Origin of the sequence: Halomonas cibimaris (assembly GCF_039537045.1) — a bacterium.
Taxonomy (GTDB): Bacteria; Pseudomonadota; Gammaproteobacteria; order Pseudomonadales; family Halomonadaceae; genus Vreelandella; species Vreelandella cibimaris.
Genome location: NZ_BAAAZT010000063.1, coordinates 1 through 26,689, shown reverse-complemented (window position 1 = coordinate 26,689; position 26,689 = coordinate 1). Strand labels below are relative to the sequence as shown.

General features: G+C 63.4%; 24 protein-coding genes. 10 read left to right on the top strand and 14 right to left on the bottom strand.

The features are described from left to right. Positions 1-276 precede the first annotated feature (276 nt). The 8 genes from ABD654_RS06795 to doeA all read right to left on the bottom strand — a co-directional run bounded on the left by ABD654_RS06795 (position 277) and on the right by doeA (position 7,650). The gene (locus ABD654_RS06795) at positions 277-756 is read right to left on the bottom strand and encodes a hypothetical protein (RefSeq protein ID WP_344703569.1); all 480 of its coding nucleotides are present in this window, start codon (positions 754-756) and stop codon (positions 277-279) included. A gap of 166 nt (positions 757-922) precedes the next feature. After that, positions 923-1,672, bottom strand: a complete 750-nt coding sequence (locus ABD654_RS06790) for an IS5 family transposase (RefSeq protein WP_344703567.1) — start codon at positions 1,670-1,672, stop codon at positions 923-925. A gap of 410 nt (positions 1,673-2,082) precedes the next feature. Beyond that, positions 2,083-2,550, bottom strand: a complete 468-nt coding sequence (locus tag ABD654_RS06785; protein WP_344703565.1) for an S-ribosylhomocysteine lyase — start codon at positions 2,548-2,550, stop codon at positions 2,083-2,085. A 27-nt stretch (positions 2,551-2,577) separates the two neighbouring features. Further along, positions 2,578-2,925 (bottom strand): putative quinol monooxygenase, encoded by a 348-nt coding sequence (locus ABD654_RS06780; protein WP_344703563.1) that lies wholly within the window; start codon positions 2,923-2,925, stop codon positions 2,578-2,580. A 327-nt stretch (positions 2,926-3,252) separates the two neighbouring features. Then, positions 3,253-4,749, bottom strand: a complete 1,497-nt coding sequence (locus tag ABD654_RS06775; RefSeq protein ID WP_344703561.1) for an NAD-dependent succinate-semialdehyde dehydrogenase — start codon at positions 4,747-4,749, stop codon at positions 3,253-3,255. Positions 4,750-4,913: 164 nt separating this feature from the next. Further along, a complete protein-coding gene (locus ABD654_RS06770; protein WP_344703560.1) occupies positions 4,914-5,414 on the bottom strand; it encodes an Lrp/AsnC family transcriptional regulator in 501 nt (166 codons plus the stop codon). Positions 5,415-5,416: 2 nt separating this feature from the next. Continuing rightward, complete coding sequence (gene doeB, locus ABD654_RS06765) at positions 5,417-6,433, bottom strand: N(2)-acetyl-L-2,4-diaminobutanoate deacetylase DoeB (protein ID WP_344703557.1); 1,017 nt, start codon at positions 6,431-6,433, stop codon at positions 5,417-5,419. 17 nt (positions 6,434-6,450) lie between these two features. Next, the gene (gene doeA / locus ABD654_RS06760) at positions 6,451-7,650 is read right to left on the bottom strand and encodes an ectoine hydrolase DoeA (RefSeq protein ID WP_344703555.1); all 1,200 of its coding nucleotides are present in this window, start codon (positions 7,648-7,650) and stop codon (positions 6,451-6,453) included. Between the two features lie 232 nt (positions 7,651-7,882). Between doeA and ABD654_RS06755 the strand changes: the two genes are divergently transcribed. The 6 genes from ABD654_RS06755 (at position 7,883) to ABD654_RS06730 (ending at position 13,748) form a co-directional block, all read left to right on the top strand. Then, positions 7,883-8,818, top strand: a complete 936-nt coding sequence (locus ABD654_RS06755; RefSeq protein WP_344703553.1) for a 2-hydroxyacid dehydrogenase — start codon at positions 7,883-7,885, stop codon at positions 8,816-8,818. Positions 8,819-8,904: 86 nt separating this feature from the next. Then, positions 8,905-9,579, top strand: coding sequence for a hypothetical protein (locus tag ABD654_RS06750; RefSeq protein ID WP_344703550.1), 675 nt, complete (start codon positions 8,905-8,907; stop codon positions 9,577-9,579). A 48-nt stretch (positions 9,580-9,627) separates the two neighbouring features. After that, a complete protein-coding gene (locus ABD654_RS06745) occupies positions 9,628-10,554 on the top strand; it encodes a LysO family transporter (RefSeq protein WP_344703548.1) in 927 nt (308 codons plus the stop codon). A 36-nt stretch (positions 10,555-10,590) separates the two neighbouring features. Beyond that, entirely contained in the window at positions 10,591-10,818 is a 228-nt protein-coding gene (locus tag ABD654_RS06740) for a DUF1656 domain-containing protein (RefSeq protein ID WP_344703546.1), read from the top strand. 1 nt (position 10,819) lies between these two features. After that, entirely contained in the window at positions 10,820-11,680 is an 861-nt protein-coding gene (locus tag ABD654_RS06735) for an efflux RND transporter periplasmic adaptor subunit (RefSeq protein ID WP_344703544.1), read from the top strand. Between the two features lies 1 nt (position 11,681). Further along, a complete protein-coding gene (locus ABD654_RS06730; protein WP_344703542.1) occupies positions 11,682-13,748 on the top strand; it encodes an FUSC family protein in 2,067 nt (688 codons plus the stop codon). On the opposite strand, the gene ABD654_RS06725 is transcribed toward ABD654_RS06730, so the two are convergent. Both ABD654_RS06725 and ABD654_RS06720 read right to left on the bottom strand, forming a co-directional pair. Next, on the bottom strand, positions 13,745-14,458 hold the full coding sequence (locus ABD654_RS06725) for a ZIP family metal transporter (protein ID WP_344703540.1): 714 nt from the start codon (positions 14,456-14,458) through the stop codon (positions 13,745-13,747). The two genes, ABD654_RS06730 and ABD654_RS06725, sit on opposite strands and share 4 nt — an antisense overlap. 45 nt (positions 14,459-14,503) lie before the next feature. Further along, entirely contained in the window at positions 14,504-15,733 is a 1,230-nt protein-coding gene (locus ABD654_RS06720) for a DUF945 family protein (protein WP_344703538.1), read from the bottom strand. A gap of 183 nt (positions 15,734-15,916) precedes the next feature. Here ABD654_RS06720 and ABD654_RS06715 point away from each other — a divergent pair, with 183 nt between their 5' ends. The 4 genes from ABD654_RS06715 to dauA all read left to right on the top strand — a co-directional run bounded on the left by ABD654_RS06715 (position 15,917) and on the right by dauA (position 20,438). After that, on the top strand, positions 15,917-17,353 hold the full coding sequence (locus ABD654_RS06715; RefSeq protein ID WP_344703536.1) for an ATP-binding protein: 1,437 nt from the start codon (positions 15,917-15,919) through the stop codon (positions 17,351-17,353). Between the two features lie 47 nt (positions 17,354-17,400). Then, entirely contained in the window at positions 17,401-18,102 is a 702-nt protein-coding gene (locus tag ABD654_RS06710) for a response regulator (RefSeq protein WP_344703534.1), read from the top strand. A gap of 104 nt (positions 18,103-18,206) precedes the next feature. Continuing rightward, positions 18,207-18,605, top strand: a complete 399-nt coding sequence (locus ABD654_RS06705; RefSeq protein WP_344703532.1) for a hypothetical protein — start codon at positions 18,207-18,209, stop codon at positions 18,603-18,605. A 99-nt stretch (positions 18,606-18,704) separates the two neighbouring features. Beyond that, positions 18,705-20,438: a C4-dicarboxylic acid transporter DauA gene (dauA, locus tag ABD654_RS06700; protein ID WP_344703530.1), complete on the top strand. Its 1,734-nt coding sequence runs from the start codon at positions 18,705-18,707 to the stop codon at positions 20,436-20,438. Here the strand turns inward: dauA and exaC are convergent. From exaC to ABD654_RS06680, 4 genes are all read right to left on the bottom strand, one after another. Beyond that, positions 20,435-21,955: an acetaldehyde dehydrogenase ExaC gene (exaC, locus tag ABD654_RS06695; RefSeq protein WP_344703528.1), complete on the bottom strand. Its 1,521-nt coding sequence runs from the start codon at positions 21,953-21,955 to the stop codon at positions 20,435-20,437. The genes dauA and exaC overlap by 4 nt on opposite strands. Before the next feature lie 124 nt (positions 21,956-22,079). Further along, positions 22,080-22,508 carry a universal stress protein gene (locus tag ABD654_RS06690; RefSeq protein WP_344703526.1) on the bottom strand — a complete coding sequence of 143 codons (429 nt, stop codon included), beginning with the start codon at positions 22,506-22,508 and terminating at the stop codon, positions 22,080-22,082. Positions 22,509-22,531: 23 nt separating this feature from the next. Then, entirely contained in the window at positions 22,532-25,162 is a 2,631-nt protein-coding gene (locus tag ABD654_RS06685; protein ID WP_344703524.1) for a TRAP transporter permease, read from the bottom strand. 241 nt (positions 25,163-25,403) lie between these two features. Next, positions 25,404-26,390, bottom strand: a complete 987-nt coding sequence (locus ABD654_RS06680) for a TAXI family TRAP transporter solute-binding subunit (RefSeq protein WP_344703522.1) — start codon at positions 26,388-26,390, stop codon at positions 25,404-25,406. Positions 26,391-26,689 lie beyond the last annotated feature (299 nt).

Below are 26,689 nucleotides of genomic sequence, written 5' to 3'. Positions count from 1 at the left end.
GAGGGTCAGAATCTGGGTGCCGTCCATGCCATACCTCCTGTCCATGTGGAGGTCATATCCTGGCCCAGCTCAGGGGGCGAATTCCACACCCAACGACGAAGAGCCTTTATATGGGCCTATTACCGAGCTGTCGGCTTTTTCAATCCTTGCATCCTCTTCAAATCTCCTCAGAAGGCTCATGTTTTCTCCTCTTTAACGCTTGCAGCATGCGCACCCAAGGCATGGAGCCGAATGCGCAATGTAATGGGTGTCGCCGTGCCTGCTCTTGTTAGGCATTCATATTTTGGATTTAAAATAAGCGTGCATGTCACTTTCTAACTGCCCAGTAGACTCACATTTAACGGAAATTGTCTCTAGCGCATGACCATATAAGTTTCGCCTTACAACTTGCGCGTTTGCTTTTAAATTCACCGATATTTTCGATGTATGTTCGTCAATATCCCGAACTAATACATTTAGCCTTGAGTTAATATTCTCAAAACCACTACCAAGGCCACCAGCCTCTCCGCAGTTCAAATAGTAGCCAATACCAACAGAACCATTTTGGGCTGTCAGAAGGCCAGACTCCTTTTCTATTTTTTCTAAACTTATTCCATTCTCTGCAAAAAAATCTACAGAAATATCCCACGCTTTTTCAAAAGGTATTTTATAGGTCTGCTGCCTCTCTACATTTATTTGAGGTGCAGCTTTATGCGTTGCACAACCTTGCAAAACCAATCCAGAGATAAGCATAGCTAAAAAAATATTTTTATTCATTTTTAATCCCTTATTATCATAGGCCTAACAGGTATCAGACGGAACGCTCGGATATTGAATAAACGTTACGGCTCGTTTAACACAATTATCCAGCGTGATTTTTTATTAACTCATTGACATTATGAAATATCAAGAATAGTTCGGCAGCCTAGGGCCTGTTGACGTTTCACATTGGCAGCCATAAAAAGCCGCACGCCAAGGCCACCATGCTCTCGTAGTTTCGCTTGAGCTTATCGTATCGCGTCGCGATGGCGCGATACGGTTTCAATCGAGCAAAGGCGTTCTCAACCAGATGCCGATAGCGATATAAGCCTCTGTCCAGATTGGCATTTCCTTTCTTTGAGTTGCGTTTGCGTGGAATGACGGCAACCATGCCCTTGGCTTCGATCTGTTCACGGATACGCTCGCTGTCATAGCCCTTGTCAGCCACCAGCGCATCACCCGCCGGCAAGTCGTCAATCAACACCGGCGCTTCCCTGCTGTCGTGCACCTCACCGCCCGTTATCCTGAAGGCAATCGGCAGCCCATAGGCATCAACGGTCAGATGGATCTTGCTGGTGTTGCCTGCACGACTTTTGCCAATGGCTTCGGCGTCTTCCGTGGCAGCCCCCGTGCTGTCCTGGTGTGCCTTGACATAAGAGCCATCAATGAACAGCCACTCGACATCAGGATCTTCCACCAGAGAGCTGAAAATCCTCATCAGCTTTCCACTCGCTGACCAGGCGTTGAAGCGCTTGTAGACCGTGTTCCAGAGCCCAAACGCCTCCGGTAGGTCCCGCCACGGGCAGCCGGTGCGCATCCGATACAGAATGCCTTCCACCGTGGTACGCAAGTCGGCCTTGTCATAAATACCGTGTTGAAGCAGGATAGATTTCAGCTTCGACCAGTGTTCATCCGTGAGCATTTGTCGGGGCATGGCAGGCTTGCAGTTTGTTGGTGTAGGAGCCTTTATTCTGCGAGCTTGCCCCTATCCTGCCAATACCCCTGCCATGAAACGTCAACAGGCCCTAAGCAGAATTCGCATGCTTGCGTATTTTGCCTGGACCAACAAACTGTATGCACAGCAGGCCGCCGAAGCTGACGAGTTGTATTCATAATCTTTGAGCCTGCATCTTCGCGGACTGAAGTCCGCTTCCACCATGCAAGCTACCTCTGCGCCATGGTGGCGTCAGCTGGCTAAATAAGCCTTAGCTTTCTCAAAGCTAACTTAGCATTTCTCCATTCTCCCTTCCACATTCCTGCTACATTTCTCATGTTTTTTTCGTAGCCGCACAAAAAAGCGCCTCCGCAGAGGCGCTTGTCGCTATGTCTCAAAGCGTTGCCCTATCAGGCAAACACTTGCGTCCACTCGTCGCGCTTGGCGAGGAGGTCGCGGGCGAGTTCCTGGGCGCCTTCCAAGCTGTGGCTGGCGGCCCAGCCGCACTGCATTTCGTTGCAGGCGGGGACTTCGGTGGCGTTGATCACGTCTTTCAGGGTGTTTTCGACGATATCCAGCACGGCGTCGTAGTCGTCATGGTTGATCATGGCGATGTAGAAGCCGGTCTGGCAGCCCATGGGGCTGATGTCGACGACCTTGTCGGTGTGGTTGCGCGAGTGCTCGGCCATCATGTGCTCAAGGGAATGCAGCGCGGGCATTTCCATGTGGCCCTTGTTGGGCTGGCAGATGCGCAGGTCGTACTTGTGGATCTGGTCGCCGTGGGCGCCCTCTTTCACGTCCGCCAGGCGGATGTAGGGTGCCTTTACCTTGGTGTGGTCGAGATTGAAGCTTTCGACGTTCATCTTTTGTTCGGCCATGGTGCCTCCTGTGTTGCTGATCCGGGTTTAGACTGCGGGTGCGTCAAAATCGTTCGGCTCGTCGGTGTAGACGCAGACGTTGGCGTCTTCGATGTCGCCGTCGGGAGATTCGAGGTTGTCGGCAAAGAACTGCTGAATTTCCTTGCGCTGGCAGTGGGCCTCGAAGGCTTCGCGGTTGGCCCAGACTTCGTGAAACACGATGGGGTAGCTCTCACCCTGGGCGAAGGGGCTGTCGATTTTGCGCGTAACCGTGTAGCGCAGGCAGGCATCTTCCCGGTGGGCGTTGGGCTCCAGCGCCTGCAGCGCCTTGAATACGGCGTCTTCTTTACCCGGCTTGGGTTTGAAGCTGGCGATGCAGTAGATTTTTTGTGACATAACGCAGTCCTTGGGCAGCGGGGTGTAATCGGCGGCCCCATTATGCGATGCGGGGCGGGGACTTACCAACCCGCCAGACCTTACGCTGCAACGGGCGTCTCAGCCGCGGCGCTGCTGATACCGCTTGACGCCGTAGAGACCGCCGGCCAGCAAAGCGACGTTGGCGACGGCCAGGGCTATACCGATCATCTGCAAGGTCATCATGTACCCTCCCCGTTTTTATCATGGTCGGCTGATAGCGTAGCAAAAAGCCTGTTCAAACATCCTGCCCCAACGCAAAAGCGCCGCTGCATGGCAGCGGCGCTGTGGTAGCACACCGGAGCGTGATCAGCTGCCGGAGGCGGAGGGCATGCCGCCGAGGCAGAAGAACTTGGTTTCGAGGTATTCCTCGATGCCGGTGGAGCCGCCCTCGCGGCCGAGGCCGGACTCCTTCACCCCGCCAAAGGGCACCGGCGCGCCGGTCATCTTCACCGAGTTGACGCTGACCAGGCCAAACTCCAGGCCGCGCATGATTTTCCAGATGCGGCGCATGTCGTTGCTGTAGACGTAGGAGGCCAGGCCGTACTCGGTGTCGTTGGCAAGCTCGATGGCTTCTTCGTCGGTTGCATACGGCAGCACGCCGGCCACCGGAGCGAAGTTTTCCTCGCGCCAGACCTTCATTTCCCGGGTGATGCCCGTCAGCAGCACCGGCATAAAGAAGTTGTCGCCCGCTACCGGCGGCTGGGTGCTTTCGTGTAGGGTCGCGCCCTTTTGCACCGCGTCGTCGACGATGCTCTGGGCCTTTTCCACCGCCTTGTCGTGGATCAGCGGGCCAAGGTCGGTGCCGTCTTCCAGGCCGTTGCCCACCTTGAGCGCGGACATGCTGTCCTTGAACGCCTCGATAAAGGCGTCGTGGATGGACTCGTGCACCAGAATGCGGTTGGCCGCCAGGCAGTCCTGCCCGGAGGTCTGGTACTTGGCCGCCACCGCCGCCTGGGCGGCTTCGGTCGGGTCCATATCCGGGCCGACGATGAACGGCGCGTTGCCGCCAAGCTCCATGGAGAGCTTCTTGACGGTGCCGGCGCTCTGCTCCATCAGCAGCTCGCCCACCCGGGTGGAACCGGTGAACGACAGCGCCCGGATGCGCGGCTCGGCGCACAGCACCTTGGACACCGCCGCCGGCTCGCCCAGCACCACGTTGTAGACGCCGGCGGGAATGCCCGCGCGCTCGGCCAGCTCGGCCAGCGCCAGCGCCGTGAACGGCGTTTCGTTGGAAGGCTTGTTGATCACCGGGCAGCCGGCGGCCAGGGCGGCGGCGGCCTTGCGGGTGATCATCGCCAGCGGGAAGTTCCACGGGGTGATCAGCGCGGCGATGCCTACCGGCTCCTTGATCGAGCCAAGCGCGGCGTTGGGCATGTGGCTGGGAATGGTCTCGCCGTAGGTGCGCTTGCCCTCTTCAGCAAACCAGCGAATGAAGCTCGCGCCGTACTGCACTTCGCCCCGGGAGTCGTCGAGCGACTTGCCCTGCTCCAGGGTCATGATGGTGGCCAGGTCTTCGCTGTGCTCGTGGAGCTGCGCGTACCACTTCTGCAGAATCTCGCTGCGCTCGTCGGCGCGCAGCGCCCGCCATCCGGCTGCCGCCGCCTCGGCGGCGTCGACCGCGGCGGTAATCTGGGCGTCTTCCAGCACCGGAATGTGGCCCAGCACCTCGCCGGTGGCAGGGTCGGTCACGGCTTCTTCGCGGCCGCCCTCGCCGTGGGTCCACTTGCCGTTGATGTAGGCGTACTGGCGAAACAGGCGCGGGTCCTGCAGACGATCGGAAAGCGTGGTAGATAGTGCCGTCATGCGCCCCTCCTTTCGGGTATCCGTATCTTGCGGTAGTGACCGTTCGATACCCCAAGGGTAAGGCAGTTAGCGCGAAAAGTGCTTTTGAAAGCGCCGGGCAAAGATGCGTTTTTTTTGGCATCGCCGGCATAAACCGGCGGTTTTTTTGGCGAGCGGCGAAGCACTCAGGCCAGCTCATCCTCGCTGATGGCCGACGTGGCGCGCTTGACCGTCTTGGTGACGATATAGGTGAAATAGCGTTCGATGCCGGCGTCGGATACCAGCCAGCGGTCCATGGCGCGCTGGTAGCTGTCGATGCTTGCCACCTCAAACTTCACCAGGTAGTCCACCCCGCCGCCCACGGCCACGCATTCGGTGGCCTCGGGGGTTTCCATGACCAGCGTTTCAAACGCAGAAAAGCTCTCCACGCTGTGCTGGGCGAGCTCGATCTGCACCCACACCGAGTTGCCCGGCATCAGCACTTGCGTGTTGATGCGGGCGCTGTAGCCTTCGATGATGCCGGCCTGCTCCAGGCGCTTGACCCGCTCCCAGCAGGGGCTGACCGAGAGGTTGATGGCCTCGGCCAGCTTGGACTTGGTGATGCGCCCGTCCCGGGACAGGATGGCCAAGATCTTCACGTCGAAGCGGTCGAGCTTCAGCCCGGCGGTTAAAGGGTTTTTGGTCATAGTCAGCCGTCAAGGCGCTCCACCACGTCGGCAATCACCGCGATGGTGTCGCCAATGTGGGCAAGGGCCGGGGCGCGCCGCGCCATCAGCACGCCGCCGCGCCGGGCGTAGTACACCGCAGGCGCGCTGCCGGTGCGGGTGACATCAAAAATCCGCGCAATGGCCTGGCCTTCGCGCACTTCGTCGCCCAGGCCTGCCAGCAGCTCCAGCAGTCCGGAGTGCTCGCTTTGCACGTAGCAGCTGGCATCGGGCATGTTCAGATACACCTGCGGGGTATCCGGCAGCGCCGGCTCGCCTTCAATCAGGCCGTGGTGCATCAGGAAGTTGCGCACGCCGCGCTCGGCGATCTCGACACTTTCCGGGGTGGAGGTGCCGCCACCGCCAAGCTCGGTGGTAACGAACACCTTGCCCTGGTTCTCGCACACGGTGTCGAACAGGTGGGTGGCGTCGAGCTCGAACATCACCATGGCGTAGGGCGCGCCGAAGGTCTTGGCGCTTTCCAGCGCGGCGGCCTGCTGCTCTTTATTGTCGAGCACGTGGGAGGCAGCGTAGGGCAGGATGTCGAGGGTGCGCCCGCCGGAGTGCAGGTCCAGCACCGCGTCGGCCATGGGCACCATGTAGCGGGTGAAATAGTCGGCGATCTGCTCGGTGGCGCTGCCGTCCGGGTCGCCGGGGAAGCTGCGGTTGAGGTTGCCGCCGTCCAGCCCCGAGGTGCGTTTGCCCGCGGTCACCGCCGGGGTGTTGAAGCACGGCACGATGATCACCCGCCCGGTGACGTCTTCGGCCTTGAGGGTGTTGGCCAGCTTTAAAAGCGCGGTGATGCCTTCGTACTCGTCGCCGTGGTTGCCGGCGGTCAGAAGCGCGGTGGGCCCTTCGCCGTTTTTCACCACGGTCACCGGCACCATCACCGCCCCCCAGGCGGAGTCGTCCACGGAAATCGGCAGGTTGAGAAAGCCGTGCTGCACGCCGTCGGCGCTGAAGTCTACCGTCGGCGTCATCGGGCTTGGGCGCTTGCTCATAAATTCGCTCCTGGGATCTAGTGCACAAACAGCTGGCGCGGGAAGTGGGCCAGGGTCTCGCAGCCGTTTTCGGTGATCAGAATGCTCTCGGTAATCTCAAGCCCCCAGCCGTCTTCCCACAGGCCGGGCATGAAGTGGAAGGTCATGCCCGGCTCCAGCACGGACTCGTCCGACGGGCGCAGGCTCATGGTGCGCTCGCCCCAGTCCGGCGGATAGGAAATGCCGATGGGATAGCCGCACCGCGCCCCGCCGCGGTCAAAGCCGTATTTGTTCATCGCCGAGCCCAGCGCCTTGGCGATATCCGCCGTGCGGTTGCCAGGCCTGGCCACTTCAAGGCCCTGTTCAATGCCTTCCAGCAGCGCGGATTCCGCGCGCAGGAATTCCCGGGGCGGGCGGCCCAGAAACACCGTGCGCGAGGTCGGCGCGTGGTAGCGCTTGTAGACCCCGGCAATCTCGAAAAACGTGCCCTCGCCTTCGCGAAACGGCGTGTCGTCCCAGGTCAGGTGCGGCGCGGCGGCGTCCTTGCCCGTGGGCAAAAGCGGCACAATGGCCGGGTAGTCGCCGCCGTAGACCCGGCCGTTTTCATCGGTGAAGCCTTCGATGGCGACCCGATAGATCTCGGAGACCAGCTTGCTCTTGGCCAGGCCCGGCTCGATCATTTCCAGAATGCGGGTGTGCATGCCCTCAACGATTTTGCCGGCAATGCGCATGTAGGCGATTTCTTGGGGCGATTTGATCGCCCGGCACCAGTTGACCAGGCCGTTCGCGTCGGCAAAGCGCGCGTGGGGCAGCTCCCGGCGCAGGCACAGGTAGGCCTGGGCGGAGAAATAGTAGTTGTCCATCTCCATGCCCACCACGCCGCGATCCCAGCCGCGCTGGGGCAGAATCGACTGGGCCAGGTAGTCCATGGGGTGCATGTCCGGGTTCTGGACGTAGTAGTCCGGGTAGTAGGTGATGTTTTCCGGGCTGATCCAGCAGGTCAGAAGCGCGCCGTTGGCGTCCATGCGCCGGCCATACCACATGGGCTCGCCTTCCAGGCCCACCACCACGCACTGGTGAACGTAAAACGACCAGCCGTCGTAGCCGGTGAGCCACGCCATGTTGGAAGGGTCGCTTACGATCAGCGCATCAATGCCCCGGCCGGCCATTTCCGCGCGCACCTTCCATAGCCGGGTGGCATACTCCTCACGTGTAAAGGGCAGTGAAACCTGAGACATCGAACAACTCGGCGTTGGAAGTGATCAAAACCGGGCAGCACCGGCGCACAGGCGCCAGCGGATCCGGACCGCCAGGCGACTGGCCCGCCACACAAGGCCGGCCAGGGTCGTCTTCAAGGATACTAGCACTCTGGCGCGGCTGCCGGTCAAAGCCTTTATTACAACAATCGCAATCCGGCATGCTAGTGGCCCCGCGCCCGAAGCGCGATGACTGCCGTACCAAGGAGAACGCATGAAAATCGTTGTGCACATGGATAACGCCCGCCGCTGGTGCGCCGCGCTTGAGCGCGCCTTTCCCCACGCCAGCGTCGTCACTGCCGATGCCCCTGAAAAAGTGCGGCAAAACGCCGACTACCTCGCCGTCTGGAAGCCGCCCGCATGGCTGCTGGCGGAACAAACCCGGCTGAAAGGCATCGTGAATCTGGGCGCCGGCGTGGATGCCCTGCTGGCCACCCCCGGGCTTCCCGACGGCGTGCCCATCGTCAAGCTGCGCGATGCGGGCATGGCCGAATCCATGGCCGACTACGTACTTTACGGCGTGCTGCACTTCTACCGCAGCTTTGATGCCTACGCCCGCCTTCAGGCCGACGCCCGCTGGGCGCCTCAGACCGTGCCCGCCAAGGCCGAGTGGCCGGTGGGCGTGCTGGGGCTTGGCGCTATCGGCGCCCACGTCGCGCAGGCGCTTTCCCGGGCCGGCTTCCCGGTCACGGGCTGGAGCCGCACCGCCAAGGAGATCGACGGCGTTGACTGCCATCATGGCGACGCCGGCCTTGACGCCGTGCTAAGCCGCGCCCAAACCCTGGTCACGCTGCTGCCGGACACCGACGCCACCCGGGGGCTGATCAACGCCGAACGGCTCGCCCAGCTGCCCGCAGGCGCGACCCTGATCAACCCCGGACGCGGCGCGCTGGTGGATGAGGCAGCGCTTTTGGCCGCGCTTGGCAATGCCGATCAGCCCGGCCGCCTGCGCGGCGCGCTGCTGGACGTTTTCACCGCCGAGCCGCTGCCCTGTGACAGCCCGCTTTGGGATCATCCAAAAGTATGGATCACCCCGCACGTATCGGCGCCTACTCCGCTTGACGGGGCGATTGATCAGGTCATCGACTACCTGCGCGCCTTCGAGGCCGGTGAGCCGGTGAGCACCGTCAACCCGGCGGCCGGCTACTGACGCTCGCCGCGCCGGGCGCTATACTGCGTGCCGTCTGCGACCGTCTGCCGCGCGCGAGCGCGGCCCACCGTTACAGGAGAGACGTCATGCCCATCATGACTCGCGTCTGGCCCGTCGCACTGGCACTTTGGCTGCTCACCGGGCCGGCCTGGGCCGCCCCGGAAAAGGCGCCCACGCTGCGCCCGATGCAGGCGTTCACCGCCCAGTACCGGCTGAAAGTCGACGGCTGGCCCGGCGCCGGCCTGACCCACAAGGTGCGCCGGGAAGGCCGCCACTGGAAAAGCGCCATGCGCTTCTCCATCGCCGTGGCCAGCGGCCGGGAGCGCAGCCGCTTCACCGCCGGCGAGCACGCCACGCATTCACTGCACTACTACAGCGGCTACTCACTGTTTGGCATCGGTGACAGCTACGAGCTGGCCGATGCCGACATCGCCACGCTGGATCGCCAGACCGCGCTGATCCATCTGGCCCGGCGCGCCGGGCGTGAGCGCTGCAGCCAAAGCGCCCCGTGCGACGTAGGCTTTGTCGACCATCGCGGTCGCGACGAGGCCTTTCACTACTATACCGACGGCACCGAGCAGGTCACCGTGCCCGCCGGGCGCTTTAACGCCCTCGCTGTGGTGCTGTTCGATGCAGAAAAACCCGACCGCAATATCCGCATCAACTACCACCCCGACTATCCCGGCCTGATTGTCGAGGCCGGCTACTGGAAAGCGGGCAAGCGCGAAACCCACATTACGCTGACGCAGCTCCAGCCCTGATGCGGCTTTAGCCCCGCCCAGCCACTGACCGAGGACGCCTTTGCGCCTATGTTTTCCGGACTGCTCATCGTGCTGCTGCCGCTGATTGCGGGCTACCTGGTTCGGGTGCGCTCGCCGCGCCTGCAAGGCTTGATCAACCACGCCGTCAACGGCTCGGTCTACGCCATTTTGCTGCTGATGGGGATACGCCTTGCCGGTCTTGAAAACCTGTCAAGCCAGCTCTCCCGCCTTGGCGGCAGCGCGCTTTTGCTGTTTGTGCTGACCGGCGCCTGTAACCTGGCGGCGCTGTGGTGGCTTTCGCGCCGGCTGGCACTGCGCGCGGGCACGTCACCTGCGGTCAAGGATGCGCCGGTGAGCAAGCTGGCCGCCATGCAAAGCTCGCTTTTGCTGATAGGCGCCGTCGCAGGCGGCGTCACCCTTGGCGTGACGCTGGGCCCTCTTTTGGGCCCTGGGCTGTTCCACGGCGCTGAAGTGCTGGCCGAATGGGTGCTGTACGTTCTGCTGGCGCTGATCGGCTGCCAGCTGCGCAACTCCGGCATGCCGCTCAAGCAGATTCTGCTCAACCGCGCGGGCCTTGCCATTGCCCTGACCCTTGCTGCCAGCTCGCTGGTGGCCGGGCTTTTGGCAGCACCACTGCTCTCGCTTGGGTGGAACGAGGGGCTGGCCATGGCCTCAGGCTTTGGCTGGTATTCGCTCTCGGCGATTCTCATCGGCGACCAGCTCGGCCCGCTGCTGGGCGGGGTGGCGTTTTTCAACGACCTGGCCCGGGAGCTTCTTGCCTTTGTGCTGATTCCGCTGATGATTCATCGCCATACGGCGCTGGCGATTGGCTACGGCGGTGCGACCTCCATGGACTTTACCCTGCCGGTGATCCAGCAGCACGGCGGCGTGGCCTGCGTGCCGGTGGCGGTGGTCAGCGGTTTTCTGCTGTCGCTTTTGTCCCCGCCGCTGATGCTGTTCTGGCTGTCGCTTTAGCGCAGGCAAAACGCCCAACGAGAGGAGCAAAAGGCAATGGGACTTCACGAACAGGCCCTGGGCGGGCTGCTGCTGCCGCCGCTTTTGGTGTATGTGGGCATCGGTCTGGCCGCCACCCTTGCTCTGCGCGCGCTGCTGTACCGGCTGCAGCGCGGCCGGCGGCTGTGGTTTGAGGCGTGGTTCGATACCGCGCTGTTTGTGCTTTGCACAGCGGCCACCGCCTGGCTGTTTGCCGCGCCTTTTCCCGCTACCGGAGTCTGGTGATATGTCCACGCTGCTGCGCACGCTGATCACGCTGACCGTTGTCGCGCTCGCCGCGGCCGCCGGGTGGTGGCTATGGCAGTACTATCTCTATACGCCCTGGACCCGGGACGGACGCGTGCGCGCCAACATCGTCACCGTAGCGCCGGACGTTGCCGGGCGCGTCACCGCGCTCAGGGTAGAAGACAGCCAGCACGTAGCCCGGGGCGACACTTTGTTTCGCATTGATCCCAAGCGCTATCAGGCCCGGGTCGCCAAGGCCAAGGCCGTCATGGAGCAGCGCCAGGCCGAGCTGGAGCTGGCGCGCCACGAAGCCTCGCGGCGCAGCCGGCTGGGGCGTGGCGCCATCAGCGCCGAAAACCGCGAAATGTCACGCATCAACAGCCGCGTAGCGGCCGCGACGCTGGCACAGGCACAAAGCGCTCTGGACAGCGCCCGGCTTGATTTGGCGCGCACCCGGGTCACCGCCCCGGTGGCCGGCAACGTGCTCAATCTGGCCTTCAGCGAAGGCAACTACGCCCGTGCCGGCCAGCCGGCGCTGGCGCTGGTGGAAGCCGGCTCCTGGTACGTCACCGGCTACTTTGAAGAGACCAAGCTGGCAGGCGTACAGCCGGGCGATTCCGCCCGGATCAAGCTGATGAGCGCCGAGCACGAGCTGACCGGCCACGTTGCAAGCATCGGCCGGGCCATCGCCGACCCCAACACCGCGCCCAACGAGCAGCTGCTGCCCAAGGTGCAGCCCACCTTTAGCTGGGTGCGCCTGGCCCAGCGCATTCCGGTACGCATTGCGCTGGATACCGTTCCCGACGGCGTCACGCTCAGCGCCGGTATGACCGCTTCTGTACACATCGAGCCGGACGCCTGACGTGCGCGTTACCGCCTCGCCCTGGTACCGGGCCTACCTCACGCCCGATGCGTCGGCGGTCCGGTTTGCGCTGAAAACCACTCTTGCCATGCTGCTGGCGCTGTATATCGCCCTGTGGCTGGATCTGGAGCGCCCTTACTGGGCGCTGATTTCGGCGGCGTTTCTACAGATTCGCCCGCTCAGCGGCATGGTGCTGGAGAAGGGCTTAAGCCAAATCAGCGGTACCCTGGTCGGCGCGGCGGCCGGCATTACGCTGATGGCGCTGTTCGCCCAGGCGCCGATACCCGCGCTTGCCGGGCTGACCGTCTGGATCATGCTGTGCACCTACGCAAGCGCACTTTTGCGCAACAACGCCGCCTACGGCTGCATCATGGGGGCGGTCACCGCCATGCTCATCGTGGTCATCGGCGCCGGCGCCCCGGAACGCATTTTCTCCATCGCCGTAGCGCGGATTTCCGAGCTGGCGCTGGGCGCCACCTGCGCGACCCTGGTCAGCGCGCTGCTGTGGCCAAGCCGGGTCAGCGACCATCTGGGCCGCCAGGCCGATGACGTGGTCAACCAGGCCTTTTTACACGCCGCCTGTCGTCTGCGCGACAGCCACGACCCGGCTCGGCTGGAGGCCACGCTCACCGGCACGCTAACCCCACTCACCCGGCTGGAAGGCGACAGCCAAACCGCCCGCTACGAAGGCCCGGAAGGCCCCGGGCGCATCCGCGCCAGCCACGTGCTGACACGCCACACCCTGCGCCTGATGGCTACGCTTCACGCCCTGCAGCAGCTGCTCCACACGAAAAGCGAGCGCAACGACGACAAGCGCATAAAAAGCGACACCCGCCGGCTCGCACAGCAGCTGTCCGACGGCTTTGACCGCGCCGCCCGCGGCAGCGGCACCGAACCGGCACGGCAAACGCTTTACGCCCTGCGCCGCCGGGCGCTGAACACCCCGGAAACGCGGCTGACACCGCTTGAACAGCGCTGTCTTTTGGGCCTGCGCGAGGCGCTGGGTCACGCGCTGATCATGCTGGACGCCCGGGACGCCATCGCTCACCCATCAGGCAAGGCCCTGCGCGGCGCGGCGCTGGCATGGCATCGCGACCACTGGGTTGCCGGCGTCAACGCCATTCGCGCCGGGGCCATTTTCGCCACGCTGGCGGCGTTTTGGCTGGCAACCGGCTGGACCAACGGCCAGGTGGCCATGCTGCTGGGCACGCTGTTTTCCGCGTTTTTTGCCAGCCGCGACAACCCCGTCGCCGCGTGTATGGCCTTTGCCAAGGGCATACTGGCGGCCGTTCCCAGCGCGTTTGTTTTTGGCCATGTTCTGCTCGCCCAGGCCAGCGGTTTTCCCATGCTGGCGATGATTTTTCTCACCCCGCTGTTTCTCGGACTGCTGGGCGCGGCCAACCCCAAACTGATGGGGTACTGTTTGGCGTTTACCATCGGCAATATTTTGCTGACCATGCCCGGCAACGGCATGGATTTCTCCTTTGATGCCTTCGTCAACCGCGCGCTGGCGATGCTGGTGGGGCTTGGCGTGGTGGTCGTTGGCTTTCGCCTGCTGCCCGGCCCCGGGGCGACGCTCAAGCGCAAACGGCTGGTCTGGGCTATCGCCCGGGACCTGCGGCGGCTGGCCAGCGCGCCGGTCAACGCCCGGGAAACGCAGTTTATCGGACGCATGGCCGACCGCCTGCTGCAGCTGTCCAAACACGACGACAGCCTGCCCGACGCCCAGCGCCACCTGTTCAGCCTGGGGCTGACCGGGCTTGACGCGGGCTACGCCTGCCTGCGGCTGCGCCGGCTGGAAGACATCGGCCCTGCCTTTCATCACGCCCGAAACGCCTTTATCGCAGCGCTGGCCGAGGACTACGCCGCCAGCGCCCGGGGCGAGGCGCCCTTGCGCATACGTAAAGCGGGCGACGCCCTGCTCGACGCCGCCCGCCGTGAAACAAAACCGGGTGCCGGCCCCGGGCTGGATGCGCGCCGCCAGACGCTGCTGGCAGGGCTGGTCGAGCGCCTGGCGCTCTCGCTAAAACGCCAGGCCCGGCGCGCACGCGAAGTGCGCGCCGGCTAGCCGGCCAGCATGCTGCCCACAAGGCCGATCAAAAAGCCGGCCACGGCGCCAAGCGCCGGCATCCAGGCGTTTTCCAGCCGGGCCTGGGGGGCGATATCTTCAAACACCAGATACAAAATACCGCCGCTGGCAAACAGCAGCAGCACGCCCATCACCTGCGGATAATGGCCCAGCCAGTAATAGCCCGCCAGCGCCGAGGCCGGGCCCAGCAGCGCCATGGCGCAAAAGGCGGTGAGCACGGTGCTCTGGGCCAGCCGGCCCGCGTGCGCCAGCTCCTCGAAGGCGTTGAAGCCCTCGGGCAGGTTTTGCAGTGCAATCAAAAACGCCAGCAGCAGGCCGGTGCTTTCCCCGGCGGCAAAGGCCGCGCCCAGCGCGATGGCCTCGGGCACGAAGTCCGAGAGCATGGCCACCAGCTGGCCGGCGGCGCTTTTCATCCGGTTGAGCCAAATATCCAGCGCAAAAAACGTCACGCCGCCGGCGGCAAAGCTGAGCGCGGCGGCCGGCGGCGCGAGTCTGGCCGTGCCGTCAGGGACCAGCACCAGCGCAATGGCCGAGATCAGCGCGCCGCCGCCAAAGGCGACAATAAAGTGGCGCCACTCGGTGCTCAGCCAGTCCGGGTGCAGCTCGTCAAACCGGGCAAACACCGCACCGGCAGGCATCGCCGCGCCGGCTCCCAGCGCCAACAGCAGTATCAACAACGCTTCGGGCACCACACACCTCCCTGCTTTTCCTGCGGTTTCTCTTCTGCCCCGGCATCAGCGCGCCAGGGCCTCTTCCAGCGGCTCGCCTTTATACAGCGCCCGGCCGTCTTTCCAGCCGAAGACGTGGGGCGGCTCGCGGTTGAGCAAAAACGCCTGCAGCGCCGGGGGCGCCAGCTCTACTATCATGGCGTCGGGCAGCATTTCGAAGACAAGCCTGGCGTTCAGCCGCGACGTAAGCTCGGCACGCGCCGCTTCCAGGCGCAGGCCGTCGCCGTCAAACGCCATTCGGCCGGAAAGCTGCGCCTCGGCGCGGCCAAGCATGGGCAGCGCGACGTCCAGCGACAGGGTTTCAAGCTCAAGCGCCGGCGAGCGCGACAGCAGCGTGTAAGCCTGCTCGGTCAGCGCGGTGCGCAGCGCCCGGATCAGGGCCGGCTGCCGGGCTGCGGATAACGCCTGCTCGGCTACGGCGTCTAGCGCGGCGTAGTCCAGCCTCTTGGCGGTCAGATCAAGCTCGACTCGGCCGGGTGTACTGTCCATGAAAACCACATCACTGGCCCCAAGGTGCAGCCGCAACGCATAGGCATCGCCGTCGAGCGCGGCGGTGTAGCGAAGGTCGGCACCGCCGAGACCTGCGATCTCCAGGGGCGTGCCGTGATCATCCAGCACCCACCGGACATCGTCCACGGCAAAGCGGCCGTGGGAGCGGCCGCTGCCGGCTTCGCGATCAATGTCGTGCTCAAGCTCGGTGACCACGTCGCTTACGCGAAGCTTGCCGTCGGCGTCGGCGTCGGCGTCGGCGTCGGCAAACGCAAGGGTGGCGGTGCGCACGTTGAGGGCAAAGTGTTCGCGTTCCCGGTCGATGTAGCCGTCGCCTTCCACCTGGCCAAGCGTCAGCGCGCCCTCGGCAGCGCCCAGCTCGTCGGCGTTGAACGCGTAGCCCTGACGGCCGCTGCCAAGCCCGGCGGTAAAATCGACCTTGCCGCTGAGCGCCGCGCCGTCAAACGTCACGCGGCCCTTTGCGGTGCGCGACAGATAGCCAACGTCTACGGCCAGCTCGCCGCCAAGGCCGGGCACGCCGGTCGCGTCCAGGCGCGCCGTCAGCAGCGCCTTGCCCCATCCTCTGTGGGTTTCTATTTGGCTTACGGCAATGGCCGGTTCGGCTTCAAGCGCGCCAAGGTGCCGGCGAAGCTTTTTTTCTGCGACGCTGCCCACCACGGCGTGGGCAACCAGGCCCCCCGCTACGAGCGCGACGCCGGCCGCCACAATGCTTTTTTTATTCACCATCAACGTCTCTGTGTTTGCTACGCTCTGTGCGGTTGGCGGCCTGAAAGCCGGCCGTCGCACAGCGTTCAACGCGCCATGCTAGCATGGCAGGCGGCCAGGCATTGAGAGGCCTTCGAGCGCGCCGTTGCAGCCGATCACCACCGTCTTGCCGGCCACCCTGCGCTTTGCGCCACGTTTTTCGCCATGTTTTTCACCACCCTGGGGGCGCCGTTGGGAAACACCTTGTGCCACGCTCGCTACCGGCGCCTGTCACAGCTGGGGCTTAAGCTCTTTGCGATTATTCTCAGCGTCAACGTGGCGATTTCCGGGGCGGTGTTTCTGGCCGTCTCCTACAGCATTGATCGCGGCTTTCTGGACTACCTCAACCAGGCCCAGGAGCGCCGCGCCATGCGCCTGGCCGAAGGCCTGACCGAGCGCTGGCAGCAGTACAAAAGCTGGGACTGGCTGGAAAACGACCCGCTGCGCTGGCCCACCATCGTGTATCACGAGCTGGGGCGCGGCAACGCCCAGCGCCCCTCGCCGCTGGGTGAAGCCCAGGACTTCGCCCTGCGCACGCCGGACGGCCGCTTTATCGTCGCCCCGCGCCACGCCGACGATACGCCGGCCCGCTGGCACTGGATGGCGCTAAGCGTTGACGGGGCGACCATCGGCTCACTGGGCTTTCGCCCCCCGCAGCAGATCCTCAAGCGTATGGAAAATCGCTTTCTCGATCGCCAGCGCAGCAACCTGTCATTGATCGTCATCTCGCTGGGCATTGCCTCGCTGCTGCTGGCCGGCGGGCTTTCGTGGTGGCTCGGGCGGCGCGCACGCACGCTGACCGCCGGCGCCCTGCAGCTAACCCGAGGGGACTATCACGTGCGCCTGCCCGTACAGGGCCGCGATGAGCTGTCCCGTCTGGCGAGCGATTTCAACGTCCTGGCCTCCACGCTTGAGGCCAACCGCAACGCCCGCGCCCGCTGGGTATCGGATACCGCCCACGAGCTGCGCACGCCGCTGGCCGTGCTGCGCGGCGAAATCGAGGCCATGCAGGACGGCATTCGCCCGCTCAACGCCGACAGCCTGGGCTCGCTTGCCCAGGAAGTGGAACAGCTCGAACGCCTGGTCACCGATCTGCGCTTGCTGTCCCAAAGCGACGCCGGGGCGCTGGATATCCGGCTGGCCCCGCTGAACCTGAGCGATAGCCTGCAAAGCCATCTCGATACCGCCCGTCGCCTGCTGGAAGATACCGGGATAACGCTGACTCATACGCTGACCGACGCCCTTTATATTCGCGGCGACGCCCAGCGGCTGCGCCAGCTGTGGCACAATCTGCTCGACAACAGCCGCGCCTATACCCGCGAGCCGGGCACGCTTGCCGTTACGCTGACCCGAGACAACAACGAAGCGGTGCTGGTATGGGAAGATAGTGCGCCCGGCGTGCCCGAGGGCGAACTGGCCCGCCTGACCGAGCGCTTGTATCGCGTGGAAGGCTCTCGCAGCCGCTCAAGCGGCGGCAGCGGTCTGGGCCTTTCCATTGTCAGCGCTCTGGTGCACGCGCACGACGGCCGCCTGGACGCCTGTGCCTCGCCGCTGGGCGGGCTGCGCTGGACGCTGCGCTTTCCGCTGTTACCGCCAACCTGACGCTACCCCAACCACGCCGCCGCCAACCGATTTCTCGTGAGTGACCTATGCCCGCTGCTGCTTCGCTACTGATCGTTGAAGACGAACCCAAGATTGCCCGTTTGATGGCCGACTACCTGCAAACCCACGGCTTTGAGACAGCCACGCTGGACAACGGCAACGCGGTCATGCCGTGGCTGGAGACCCACACTCCGGCGCTGATCCTACTCGATCTGATGCTGCCGGGCGAAGACGGCCTGTCGCTGTGCCGCCGTATCCGCCAGCGCTACCCGCAGACGGCCATCATCATGGTCACCGCCAAGGTTGAGGAAGTGGATCGCCTGCTGGGGCTGGAGCTGGGTGCTGACGACTACATCTGCAAGCCCTTCAGCCCGCGCGAAGTAGTCGCCCGGGTCAAGGCCGTGCTGCGCCGCAGCCAAGCCCCACAGGATACCCCGCTTGCCGTCGACGATCCCGCCGGCCCGGTGCGGCTCGACGAGGAAGGCTGGCAGGCCGTGGCCGACGGGCAGGACCTGGGCCTTACCGCAGTGGAGTTCCAGCTGTTGCGGGTGATGATGCGTGCCCCCGGGCGCATTTTCAGCCGCGAACAGCTGATGGATCATATGTACCGCGACAACCGCATTGTGTCCGAGCGCACCGTTGACAGCCACGTCAAGAAACTGCGCAAAAAAATCAGCGAAGTGCTGCCCGAACGCGACATCATTCGCTCGGTATACGGCGTGGGCTACAAATACCAGCCGGACGAATAAGCGAACTATCATGCTTTTTTCATATTGACTGCAAGGATTTTGCACCGCCGTACGCGACGCTCAGGGCATGGATATGCCATCTTTTTTCGTCGAGGAGTGACGCCATGACATCGCCCGCTACGCTACGTCAACGTTTTGCCCCTGCCCTGCTCGCCGCGGCCCTGATACCGCTGGCGTTTGCCGTTCACGCCGCTCCCGGCGGCCAGGGCAACAGCATGCAGGCCGGCGAGATGCCCGCCGCGCTCAAAGAGCGCATGGAGCAGCGCCGCCAGGCGGTGTATGACCAGGCCGGCATTGATAAAGCGACCCAGAAAACGCTGAACGCCGCGCAAAAAGAGCACTACCAAGCCATGCAAAAGCTGCGCCAGGACTACCGCCAGCGCATGCAGGATATCCTCACCGATGAGCAGCAGCAGGCCCTTCAGCAGGCCATGCGCGACGTTCAGCGCGACGCCATGAAGCAGCGGGGCCAAGGGCAGGGCAAGCCCGTACCGCAGCCGTAACGGCGAACGTTCCCCGGAACCGGGCAGCAGCTGGTATAATGGCGTGCGGCGCAAAGCCGCGCGCCTTTTTTTATCTGCCTGTTTGTGTCCGGAGTCGTCATGTCGCGCCCGCGGTCTTCCTCTTTTCGTTTCCCCCTTCCCGGCCGAGCCCTGGTGCAAGCCTGGCAGGCGGGGTATAGCCCGGGCCGGCTGAAAAACGATGTGCTGGCCGGCTTGACCATCGGTGTGGTCGCCGTACCGCTCTCCATGGCGCTGGCCATTGCCACCGGGGTCGCACCCCAGCACGGGCTTTATACGGCGATCGTGGCCGGTGCGCTGATCGCACTTTCCGGCGGCTCACGCTTTAATATTTCCGGGCCCACCGCGGCGTTTGTGGTCATTCTCTTTCCCATTGTCGCCAGCTACGGCCTGGGCGGGCTGCTGATCGCCACGCTGATGGCAGGCATTATCCTGATGGCGCTGGGGCTTGCCCGAATGGGCAGCCTGATTCAATACGTTCCTTATCCTGTAGTGCTGGGCTTTACCGCCGGGATCGGCATGGTCATTGCCCTGCTGCAGCTGCCGGACTTTTTCGGCCTGGCAGGCCTTGAGCTTGGCGACAGCACCCCGGCCAACGCCTGGCTGATCGCTCGATCGCTGCCCGGCCTTGCCCCCGAGGAGCTGGGGATCGGCGTTATTACCCTCGCCACGCTGATTGTCTGGCCGCGCCTGAAAACCCCGGTGCCGGCACCGCTTGCCGGCCTTGCCGTGGGCACCCTGGCGGCGCTGCTGCTTGCCGCGCTGGGCGTTGAAGTCGACACCATCGCCTCGCGCTTTGACTGGACCATTGACGGCCAGAGCGGCAGCGGCATTCCCCCGCTGGCGCCTTCCTTTCAGCTGCCCTGGCATTTTCCCGGCGCCGACGGCAAGCCGCTCACGCTGGACTTTGCACTGATCAAGGCGCTGCTCGGCCCGGCACTGGCCATTGCCCTGCTCGCAGCCATCGAATCGCTTTTGTGCGCGGTGGTCGCCGACGGCCTGACGCGTACGCGCCATGACCCCAACGCCGAGCTTTTAGGCCAGGGCCTTGGCAACATCGTCGTGCCGTTTTTCGGCGGCATTACGGCCACCGCGGCGCTGGCGCGCACCGCCACCAATATCAAAAGCGGGGCGTTTTCCCCTCTGTCGGCCGTCGTGCATTCGCTGGTGGTGCTGCTTGCCGTGGTAGCGCTGGCCGGCGTTTTAGGACGGGTGCCCATGGCCGCGCTGGCCGCGCTATTGCTGATCATTGCGTGGAACATGAGCGAGGCGAAAAATTTCGTACACACGCTGAAAAGCGCGCCGGCAAGCGATGTTGGGGTGCTGGTCATCTGCTTTGGTCTCACCGTGGCCTTCGACATGGTGGTCGCCGTTGCCGTGGGCATCAGCCTTGCCGCTGCGCTGTTTATCCGCCGCATGGCCCAGCTGACCGAAGCCGAGCACCTGCCCGGACGGCCCGCGGGCAGCCCGGAACTTCCTGCGGGTACGGCGCTTTACCGCATCAGCGGGCCGATGTTTTTCGGTGCTGCAGAAAAGGCCATCGCTACCCTGCGCACGGTGGATCAAAACGTGCATACGGTGCTGCTTGATATGCGCACCGTGCCAAGCGTTGACGCCACCGCCATGGTGGCGCTGGACGGGCTGCGCCGGGAGCTGGCCGAACAGCACATCGGCCTGATCTTTATCGGCCTGCCCGCGCGTTTGCAGCTCAAGCTCAAGCGCGCAGGCATTCGTCGCCGCGCAGGCGAGCTGGCCATGGCCGACAGTACCGAGCGCGCCGCGCAGATCGCGCGGCGCTGGCAGGGAGCGGACTAGAAAAAGCCCATGGGGTTGATGTCGTAGCTGACCAGCAGATTCTTGGTCTGCTGGTAGTGCCCAAGCGCCATCTTGTGAGTTTCCCGGCCTATGCCGGACTTCTTGTAGCCGCCGAACGCTGCGTGGGCCGGATACTGGTGATAGCAGTTGGTCCACACGCGCCCGGCCTGAATGCCGCGCCCCATGCGAAAAGCCACGTTGATATCCCGGCTCCATACCCCGGCGCCAAGGCCAAACTCGGTATCGTTGGCAATGGCCAGCGCCTCGGCTTCATCCTTGAAGGTGGTAACAGCGACCACCGGGCCGAAGATCTCTTCCTGGAAAACGCGCATCCTGTTGTTGCCCTTAAGCAGCGTCGGCTGGATGTAATACCCCTGGTCGAGGCTGCCTTGCATGGTTTCCCGGTCGCCACCGGCAAGAAACTCAGCGCCCTCTTCCCGGGCTACTTCCATATACGACATGATCTTGTCGAACTGCTCGCGGGAGGCCTGAGCGCCCACCTGCACGTCGGTATCCAGCGGGTTGCCGCGCTTGATGGTCAGCGTACGCTCGATCACTTTGGCCATGAAGGCGTCGTACATGCTTTCCTGCACCAGCGCCCGGGACGGGCAGGTGCAGATCTCGCCCTGATTCAAAAATGCCAGCACCAGCCCTTCCACGGCCTTGTCGATAAACTCGGGCTCGGCGTTCATGATGTCGGCAAAGTACACGTTGGGCGACTTGCCACCGAGCTCCACGGTGGAAGGAATGATGTTTTCCGCGGCACACTTGAGAATATGCGAGCCCACCGGGGTGGAGCCGGTAAAGGCAATCTTGGCAATGCGCGGGCTGGCGGCAAGCGCCTGGCCGGCTTCTGCACCGAAGCCGTTGACGATATTGATCACCCCCGGCGGCAGCAGATCGCCGATCAGCTTGATCAGCTCAAGAATCGAAGCCGGCGTCTGCTCGGCGGGCTTGAGCACCACGCAGTTGCCGGCGGCAAGCGCCGGCGCCAGCTTCCAGGTGGCCATCAGCAGCGGGAAGTTCCAGGGGATAATCTGGCCCACAACACCCAGCGGCTCGTGGAAATGATAGGCCACGGTGTTGGCGTCAATATCCGCCGCGGTCCCTTCCTGGGCGCGAATGCAGCCGGCAAAGTAGCGAAAGTGATCCGCTGCCAGGGGCAAATCGGCGTTGAGACACTCGCGTATCGCCTTGCCGTTGTCCCAGGTTTCCGCTACGGCCAGCTTTTCCAGGTTTTGCTCAATGCGGTCAGCGATGCGCAGCAATAGGTTGCTGCGCTCGGCCGGCGACGTGCTGCCCCACGCCGGCGCCGCGGCGTGGGCGGCGTCCAGCGCTTTGTCCACGTCTTCGGCGGAGGAGCGGGGAATGGCGCAGAAAACGGCGCCGTTGACCGGGCTTACGTTGTCAAAGTATTGCCCGTTGACCGGCGGCACAAACTCGCCGCCGATGTAGTTGCCGTAGCGCGCCTCGAAGGTGATCAGCGCATCGGGGCTGCCGGGGTTGGCATAGATCATGATGTGACTCCTGCACGTAGGTGGAAGGATCCCGCCCAGTGTTGGCCAATTTTGCGCGTCTGTCACATCATCCAAACGTCGTAGAGCGGCGCCAGGCGCCGCTCTGCCCCGACAGCGCCCTCGCTTAGCGTACTATCATGACCGATATGCGGGTATGGTGCACCACGTGCTCGGAGTTGGGCCCGAGCACGTAGTCGACAAACCGGCGCTTAGTGTGCGATGCCATGACGATAAGCTCCACCTCCAGCTGTTCGGCCACCTTGATGATCGCCTCCCAGGGCGAGCCGCCCACCACGATGCTCTGAGCCTGAATATCATCCGGCACCTGCTCATCGATAAAGGTGCGCTGGGCATCGACGACGGCAGCTTCGGCATCGCGCGAGAAGTTTTTGGGCAAATAGGCGCTCACCATGGGCATTTTGGCGCCGGGCCGTACGGTCAGCACGTGCAGCGAGGCGTTAAACGTCCGGCACAGGGCGACCGCCGTAGGCAGCGCTTTATGCCACGAGGCCTCTTCGTCCAGGTCTACCGGCAAGAGTATTTTGCGATACATGCGCTTCTCCTTTTAAACCATTCTCACAGGCTGGCCGCGGCCGGGCTTGCCTGTGCGCGCCGCCGACGACGGCGCTGTAGCATGACCACCAGACCAAACACGCCAAGCGCCGGCAGCCACATCCACTCTTTGGTCCAGCGGTCCACCGGCGCCTGCACCCGGATGATCTGCTGGTCAAAATCAAAGCCCAGTTCCGCCGCCTGGCTGCCATAGGTCACCATATCCACTATCGCCTTGCCGTCGTCGGTGATCAGCTCAAGCCCCAGCGCATCCAGCCGCTCAGCGCCGCTTTCACCGTCCGGCACCGGCAGCGTCATATAGGTCGTCATGGGCTCGCCGTAGGCGTCAAGCCCGCTGACCTGCAGGCGCAGCGTGCTGTCGGCATTAACGTCGCCCAGCGCCTGAACAAACTGCGTTGGCGCAATGTCGCGGTACGGATCGTGCAGCTGATCCATCCAAAAGCCCGGCCGGAACAGGGTAAACGCCACCAGCAGCAGCAAGGCAGACTCGTACCAGCGGTTGCGGGTCAGCATATAGCCTTGGGTGGCAGCGGCAAAAATCAGCATAGCGCCGGTGGCCACCACAAAGATCAACACCCCCTGCAAGGGACTTACGTCGATCAGCAGCAGGTCAGTGTTGAAGATAAAGAGAAACGGCAGCGCGGCGGTGCGCAGGCTATAGTAAAACGCCTGAAAGCCGGTACGAATGGGGTCACCCCCCGACACCGCCGCCGCCGCAAAGGAGGCAAGCCCTACCGGCGGCGTCACATCCGCCATGATGCCGAAGTAGAAAACGAACAGATGCACCGCAATCAGCGGCACCAGCAGGCCGTTTTGCTGGCCAAGCTGGATAATCACCGGCGCCAGCAGCGCCGAGACCACGATATAGTTGGCCGTAGTGGGCAGCCCCATGCCGAGAATCAGGCTGAGCACCGCGGTGAAAAACAAAATGAGCAGCAGATTGCCCATGGCGATGGTTTCCACCACGTCGGCCAGCACCAGGCCCACGCCGGTTTGTGATACGGCCCCGACGATAATACCCGCCGTCGCGGTGGCAATACCGATGCCGATCATGTTGCGTGCACCGGCGACCAGGCCGTTCCACAGGTCCAGCGCACCTTCCCTGATGTCCGGGCCCACGTTGCTGCGCCCGCGCAGCGCGGCGGTAATCGGGCGCTGGGTGAGCATGATAAACACCATGAACATCGTGGCCCAGAAGGCAGACAGCCCCGGAGATAGCCGCTCGACCATCAAACACCAGATCAAGATGATCACCGGCAGAATATACGGCAGCCCGACCATCACCGTCGGCCGGGTTTGCGGCAGGGTGTAGATGGGCTGATCCGGGTCGTCCAGCTCAAGCTCCGGATAGCCCACCGCCAGCTTCAGCAGTGCCAGATAAACCGCTACCAGCCCGAGGGAAATGACCCAGGGCGCCGCCGCCCCCAGCACCGGCTTGAGCCAGCCCAAACCGTAGTACACGCCCAGCCCGGTGATCATCATCAGCAGCAGGCCGGCCAGAAACCCGGCCACTTTACGCACAAGCGGCTTGGCCGGATTGCTGCTTTGCAGTCCTTGCATGTTGGCCTTGAGCGCTTCCAGGTGCACGATATAAATCAGCGCAATGTAGGAAATCAGCGCCGGTAGAAAGGCGTGCTTGATCACCTCCACGTAGGAAATGCCAACGTACTCCACCATCAAAAACGCAGCCGCCCCCATTACCGGCGGCATGATCTGGCCGTTGACCGAAGACGCCACCTCCACGGCACCGGCTTTTTCCGCCGGAAAGCCCACGCGCTTCATCATGGGAATGGTAAAGGTGCCGGTGGTCACGGTGTTGGCAATCGACGAGCCGGAAATCAGCCCGGTCATGCCCGAGGCGACAACGGCTGCCTTGGCCGGGCCGCCCTTGTAGTGGCCCAGCAGCGAAAACGCCACCTTGATGAAATAGTTGCCGGCGCCCGCCTTGTCCAGCAGCGCACCGAACAGCACAAACAGGAACACAAAGCTGGTCGACACCCCCAGCGCGATGCCAAACACCCCCTGGGTGGTCAGCCACTGGTGGTTGATCAGCCCATACAGGCTAACGCCCTTGTGCGCCAGCATGCCGGGCATCCACGGACCGGCCAGCGAGTAGGTCAAAAATACCAGCGCCACGATGGTCAGCGGCGGCCCCAGAGCGCGGCGCGTGGCCTCCAGAAGCAGCACAATGCCCGCGACGCCGACGATCACATCTTGCAGTATCGGCGCGCCGGGGCGCTGGGCCAGCCCCTCGTAGAACAGAAACATATAGGCACCGCAAAACGCTGCCAGCCCGGCCAGCACCCAGTCCTGTAGCGGGATATGGTCACGCGGCGAGCGCTTGAGCGCGGGATAGGCCATATAGGCCAGAAACAGGGCAAACGCCAGGTGTACCGAACGCGCCTCGGTGGCGTTGAAGACCCCGACGCCGAACACAAACGGCAAAGGCGAGGCAATCCACAGCTGGAAAAGCGACCAGACAGCGGCAATACCCACCAGCAGTTTGCCCGGAGCGCCAACGGGTTTACGCGCACCGGAATCGGTCGAGGCGACCATATCGTCGAGATCCACTTGCGGCTCCGGTGCGGTTGCGGAGTGCGCGGTCTGCGACGCTTCTTTGCTGTGCTCTGTCATAAGCAAGCCCTGCACAAAAATGGATAACAAAGCGCAATGACGGGAGCAGAACAACGCCGCCCCTTGCGCGCGGAAGGCGATTTTCGTCGTCTCTGGCCGCCGGTGCAATCATTGTTTTAACACGATAGCCTGCCAAAGGCTGACAGGCACGTTTTACACCGCGACAACAACGCCCCAAACGCAGCGCGCGGCCCTTTGGGCCGCGCGCATGAACACATGGACGAACTTCAGCTCCGCCGGTTTACTCGCCGTCGATCCAGCCCTGCTCGCGGTAGTAGCGCGCCGCACCTTCGTGCAGCGGCGCGGACAGGCCGGTTGTAACCATCTCTTCCGGGTCGAGGTTTTCAAACGCCGGGTGGAGGCGCTTGAAGCGATCAAAGTTGTCGAACACGGCCTTGACGGTCTGGTAAACCACTTCGTCATCGGTCTCGGCGGTGGTGACAAACGTTGCCGCCACCCCGAAGGTTTCCACGTCGTCAGGGTTATTTTTGTACAGCCCGCCGGGAATGGTCGACATGGAGTAGTAGGGATACTCTTCGACAATGCCCTGAATGTCTTCATCGTTGAGCGGGATCAGGTGGGCATCCACCGTCGTTGTCGCTTCCTGAATGGCGCCGTTGGGGTGGCCGACCACGTAGGTCATGGCGTCAATGTTGTTATCCGCCAGGGCCGAGGCCATTTCTGCGGCATCCAGCTGGGAGGCAAGCGCAAAGGTGTCCTTGTCCCAGCCCTTGGCGTCCATGACCACTTCCATGGTGTTACGCTGCCCGGAGCCGGGGTTGCCGATATTGATGCGCTTATCTACCAGATCGTCGAGGGTTTCAATACCCGAATCGGCCCGCGCCAGCAGCGTCAGCGGCTCGCCGTGGATACGAAACACGGCCCGCAGGTCTTCATAGGCGTCGCCTTCAAAGCCGCCGGTGCCTTCGTAGGCCTGATACTGAATGTCAGACTGCAGCACGCCCATATCCAGCTCGCCGGACTTGATGCCGTTGGCGTTGGCCACCGAGCCGCCGGTGGACGGTGCGTTACAGCGGATGTTGTGCTCTTCGTTACCCTTGTTGACCAGACGGCAAACGGACTGGCCCACCACGTAGTACACCCCGGTCTGGCCGCCGGTGCCGATGGTGACGTAGCGCTCTTCCTGCGCCACGGCCGGTGCGGCAAACGTCGCCGCGGCCAGCAGCGCGCCGGAAAAGGCGGCAGTAGAAAAAACATGGCGTTTCATGGGTGTTCCCCTTGATGTTGATGTTATTAATGAATTGCCGTAGCGCCGGCTGCTGCCGGACCGGCCTGTGCATTATTCGCGCCGCAGCCAACCATAAAACAGGCGCTGTCAAACTGCAAAATAGGGCGCCGGCCGCCTTATTGCAAGCGTTTCAGCGCCCTTGTGCCAAGCGTTCACGCCGCTGAAAAGTGCTGGTAACTATTCAGGTGGCGTCGGATGAGACTCGCCAACCCGCTGTTCCTTCAGGCATAGTACCGTCATTCGACTCCCCCACCCAGCAGGCAACATGACCATCAGCG

Bases quoted from the DNA above. Each gene is read 5' to 3' on its own strand.
- ABD654_RS06795 (WP_344703569.1), bottom strand. From the start codon at position 756: ATGAATAAAAATATTTTTTTAGCTATGCTTATCTCTGGATTGGTTTTG.
- ABD654_RS06790 (WP_344703567.1), bottom strand. From the start codon at position 1,672: ATGCCCCGACAAATGCTCACGGATGAACACTGGTCGAAGCTGAAATCT.
- ABD654_RS06785 (WP_344703565.1), bottom strand. From the start codon at position 2,550: ATGGCCGAACAAAAGATGAACGTCGAAAGCTTCAATCTCGACCACACC.
- ABD654_RS06780 (WP_344703563.1), bottom strand. From the start codon at position 2,925: ATGTCACAAAAAATCTACTGCATCGCCAGCTTCAAACCCAAGCCGGGT.
- ABD654_RS06775 (WP_344703561.1), bottom strand. From the start codon at position 4,749: ATGACGGCACTATCTACCACGCTTTCCGATCGTCTGCAGGACCCGCGC.
- ABD654_RS06770 (WP_344703560.1), bottom strand. From the start codon at position 5,414: ATGACCAAAAACCCTTTAACCGCCGGGCTGAAGCTCGACCGCTTCGAC.
- doeB (WP_344703557.1), bottom strand. From the start codon at position 6,433: ATGAGCAAGCGCCCAAGCCCGATGACGCCGACGGTAGACTTCAGCGCC.
- doeA (WP_344703555.1), bottom strand. From the start codon at position 7,650: ATGTCTCAGGTTTCACTGCCCTTTACACGTGAGGAGTATGCCACCCGG.
- ABD654_RS06755 (WP_344703553.1), top strand. From the start codon at position 7,883: ATGAAAATCGTTGTGCACATGGATAACGCCCGCCGCTGGTGCGCCGCG.
- ABD654_RS06750 (WP_344703550.1), top strand. From the start codon at position 8,905: ATGCCCATCATGACTCGCGTCTGGCCCGTCGCACTGGCACTTTGGCTG.
- ABD654_RS06745 (WP_344703548.1), top strand. From the start codon at position 9,628: ATGTTTTCCGGACTGCTCATCGTGCTGCTGCCGCTGATTGCGGGCTAC.
- ABD654_RS06740 (WP_344703546.1), top strand. From the start codon at position 10,591: ATGGGACTTCACGAACAGGCCCTGGGCGGGCTGCTGCTGCCGCCGCTT.
- ABD654_RS06735 (WP_344703544.1), top strand. From the start codon at position 10,820: ATGTCCACGCTGCTGCGCACGCTGATCACGCTGACCGTTGTCGCGCTC.
- ABD654_RS06720 (WP_344703538.1), bottom strand. From the start codon at position 15,733: ATGGTGAATAAAAAAAGCATTGTGGCGGCCGGCGTCGCGCTCGTAGCG.
- ABD654_RS06715 (WP_344703536.1), top strand. From the start codon at position 15,917: ATGTTTTTCACCACCCTGGGGGCGCCGTTGGGAAACACCTTGTGCCAC.
- ABD654_RS06710 (WP_344703534.1), top strand. From the start codon at position 17,401: ATGCCCGCTGCTGCTTCGCTACTGATCGTTGAAGACGAACCCAAGATT.
- ABD654_RS06705 (WP_344703532.1), top strand. From the start codon at position 18,207: ATGACATCGCCCGCTACGCTACGTCAACGTTTTGCCCCTGCCCTGCTC.
- dauA (WP_344703530.1), top strand. From the start codon at position 18,705: ATGTCGCGCCCGCGGTCTTCCTCTTTTCGTTTCCCCCTTCCCGGCCGA.
- exaC (WP_344703528.1), bottom strand. From the start codon at position 21,955: ATGATCTATGCCAACCCCGGCAGCCCCGATGCGCTGATCACCTTCGAG.
- ABD654_RS06690 (WP_344703526.1), bottom strand. From the start codon at position 22,508: ATGTATCGCAAAATACTCTTGCCGGTAGACCTGGACGAAGAGGCCTCG.
- ABD654_RS06685 (WP_344703524.1), bottom strand. From the start codon at position 25,162: ATGACAGAGCACAGCAAAGAAGCGTCGCAGACCGCGCACTCCGCAACC.
- ABD654_RS06680 (WP_344703522.1), bottom strand. From the start codon at position 26,390: ATGAAACGCCATGTTTTTTCTACTGCCGCCTTTTCCGGCGCGCTGCTG.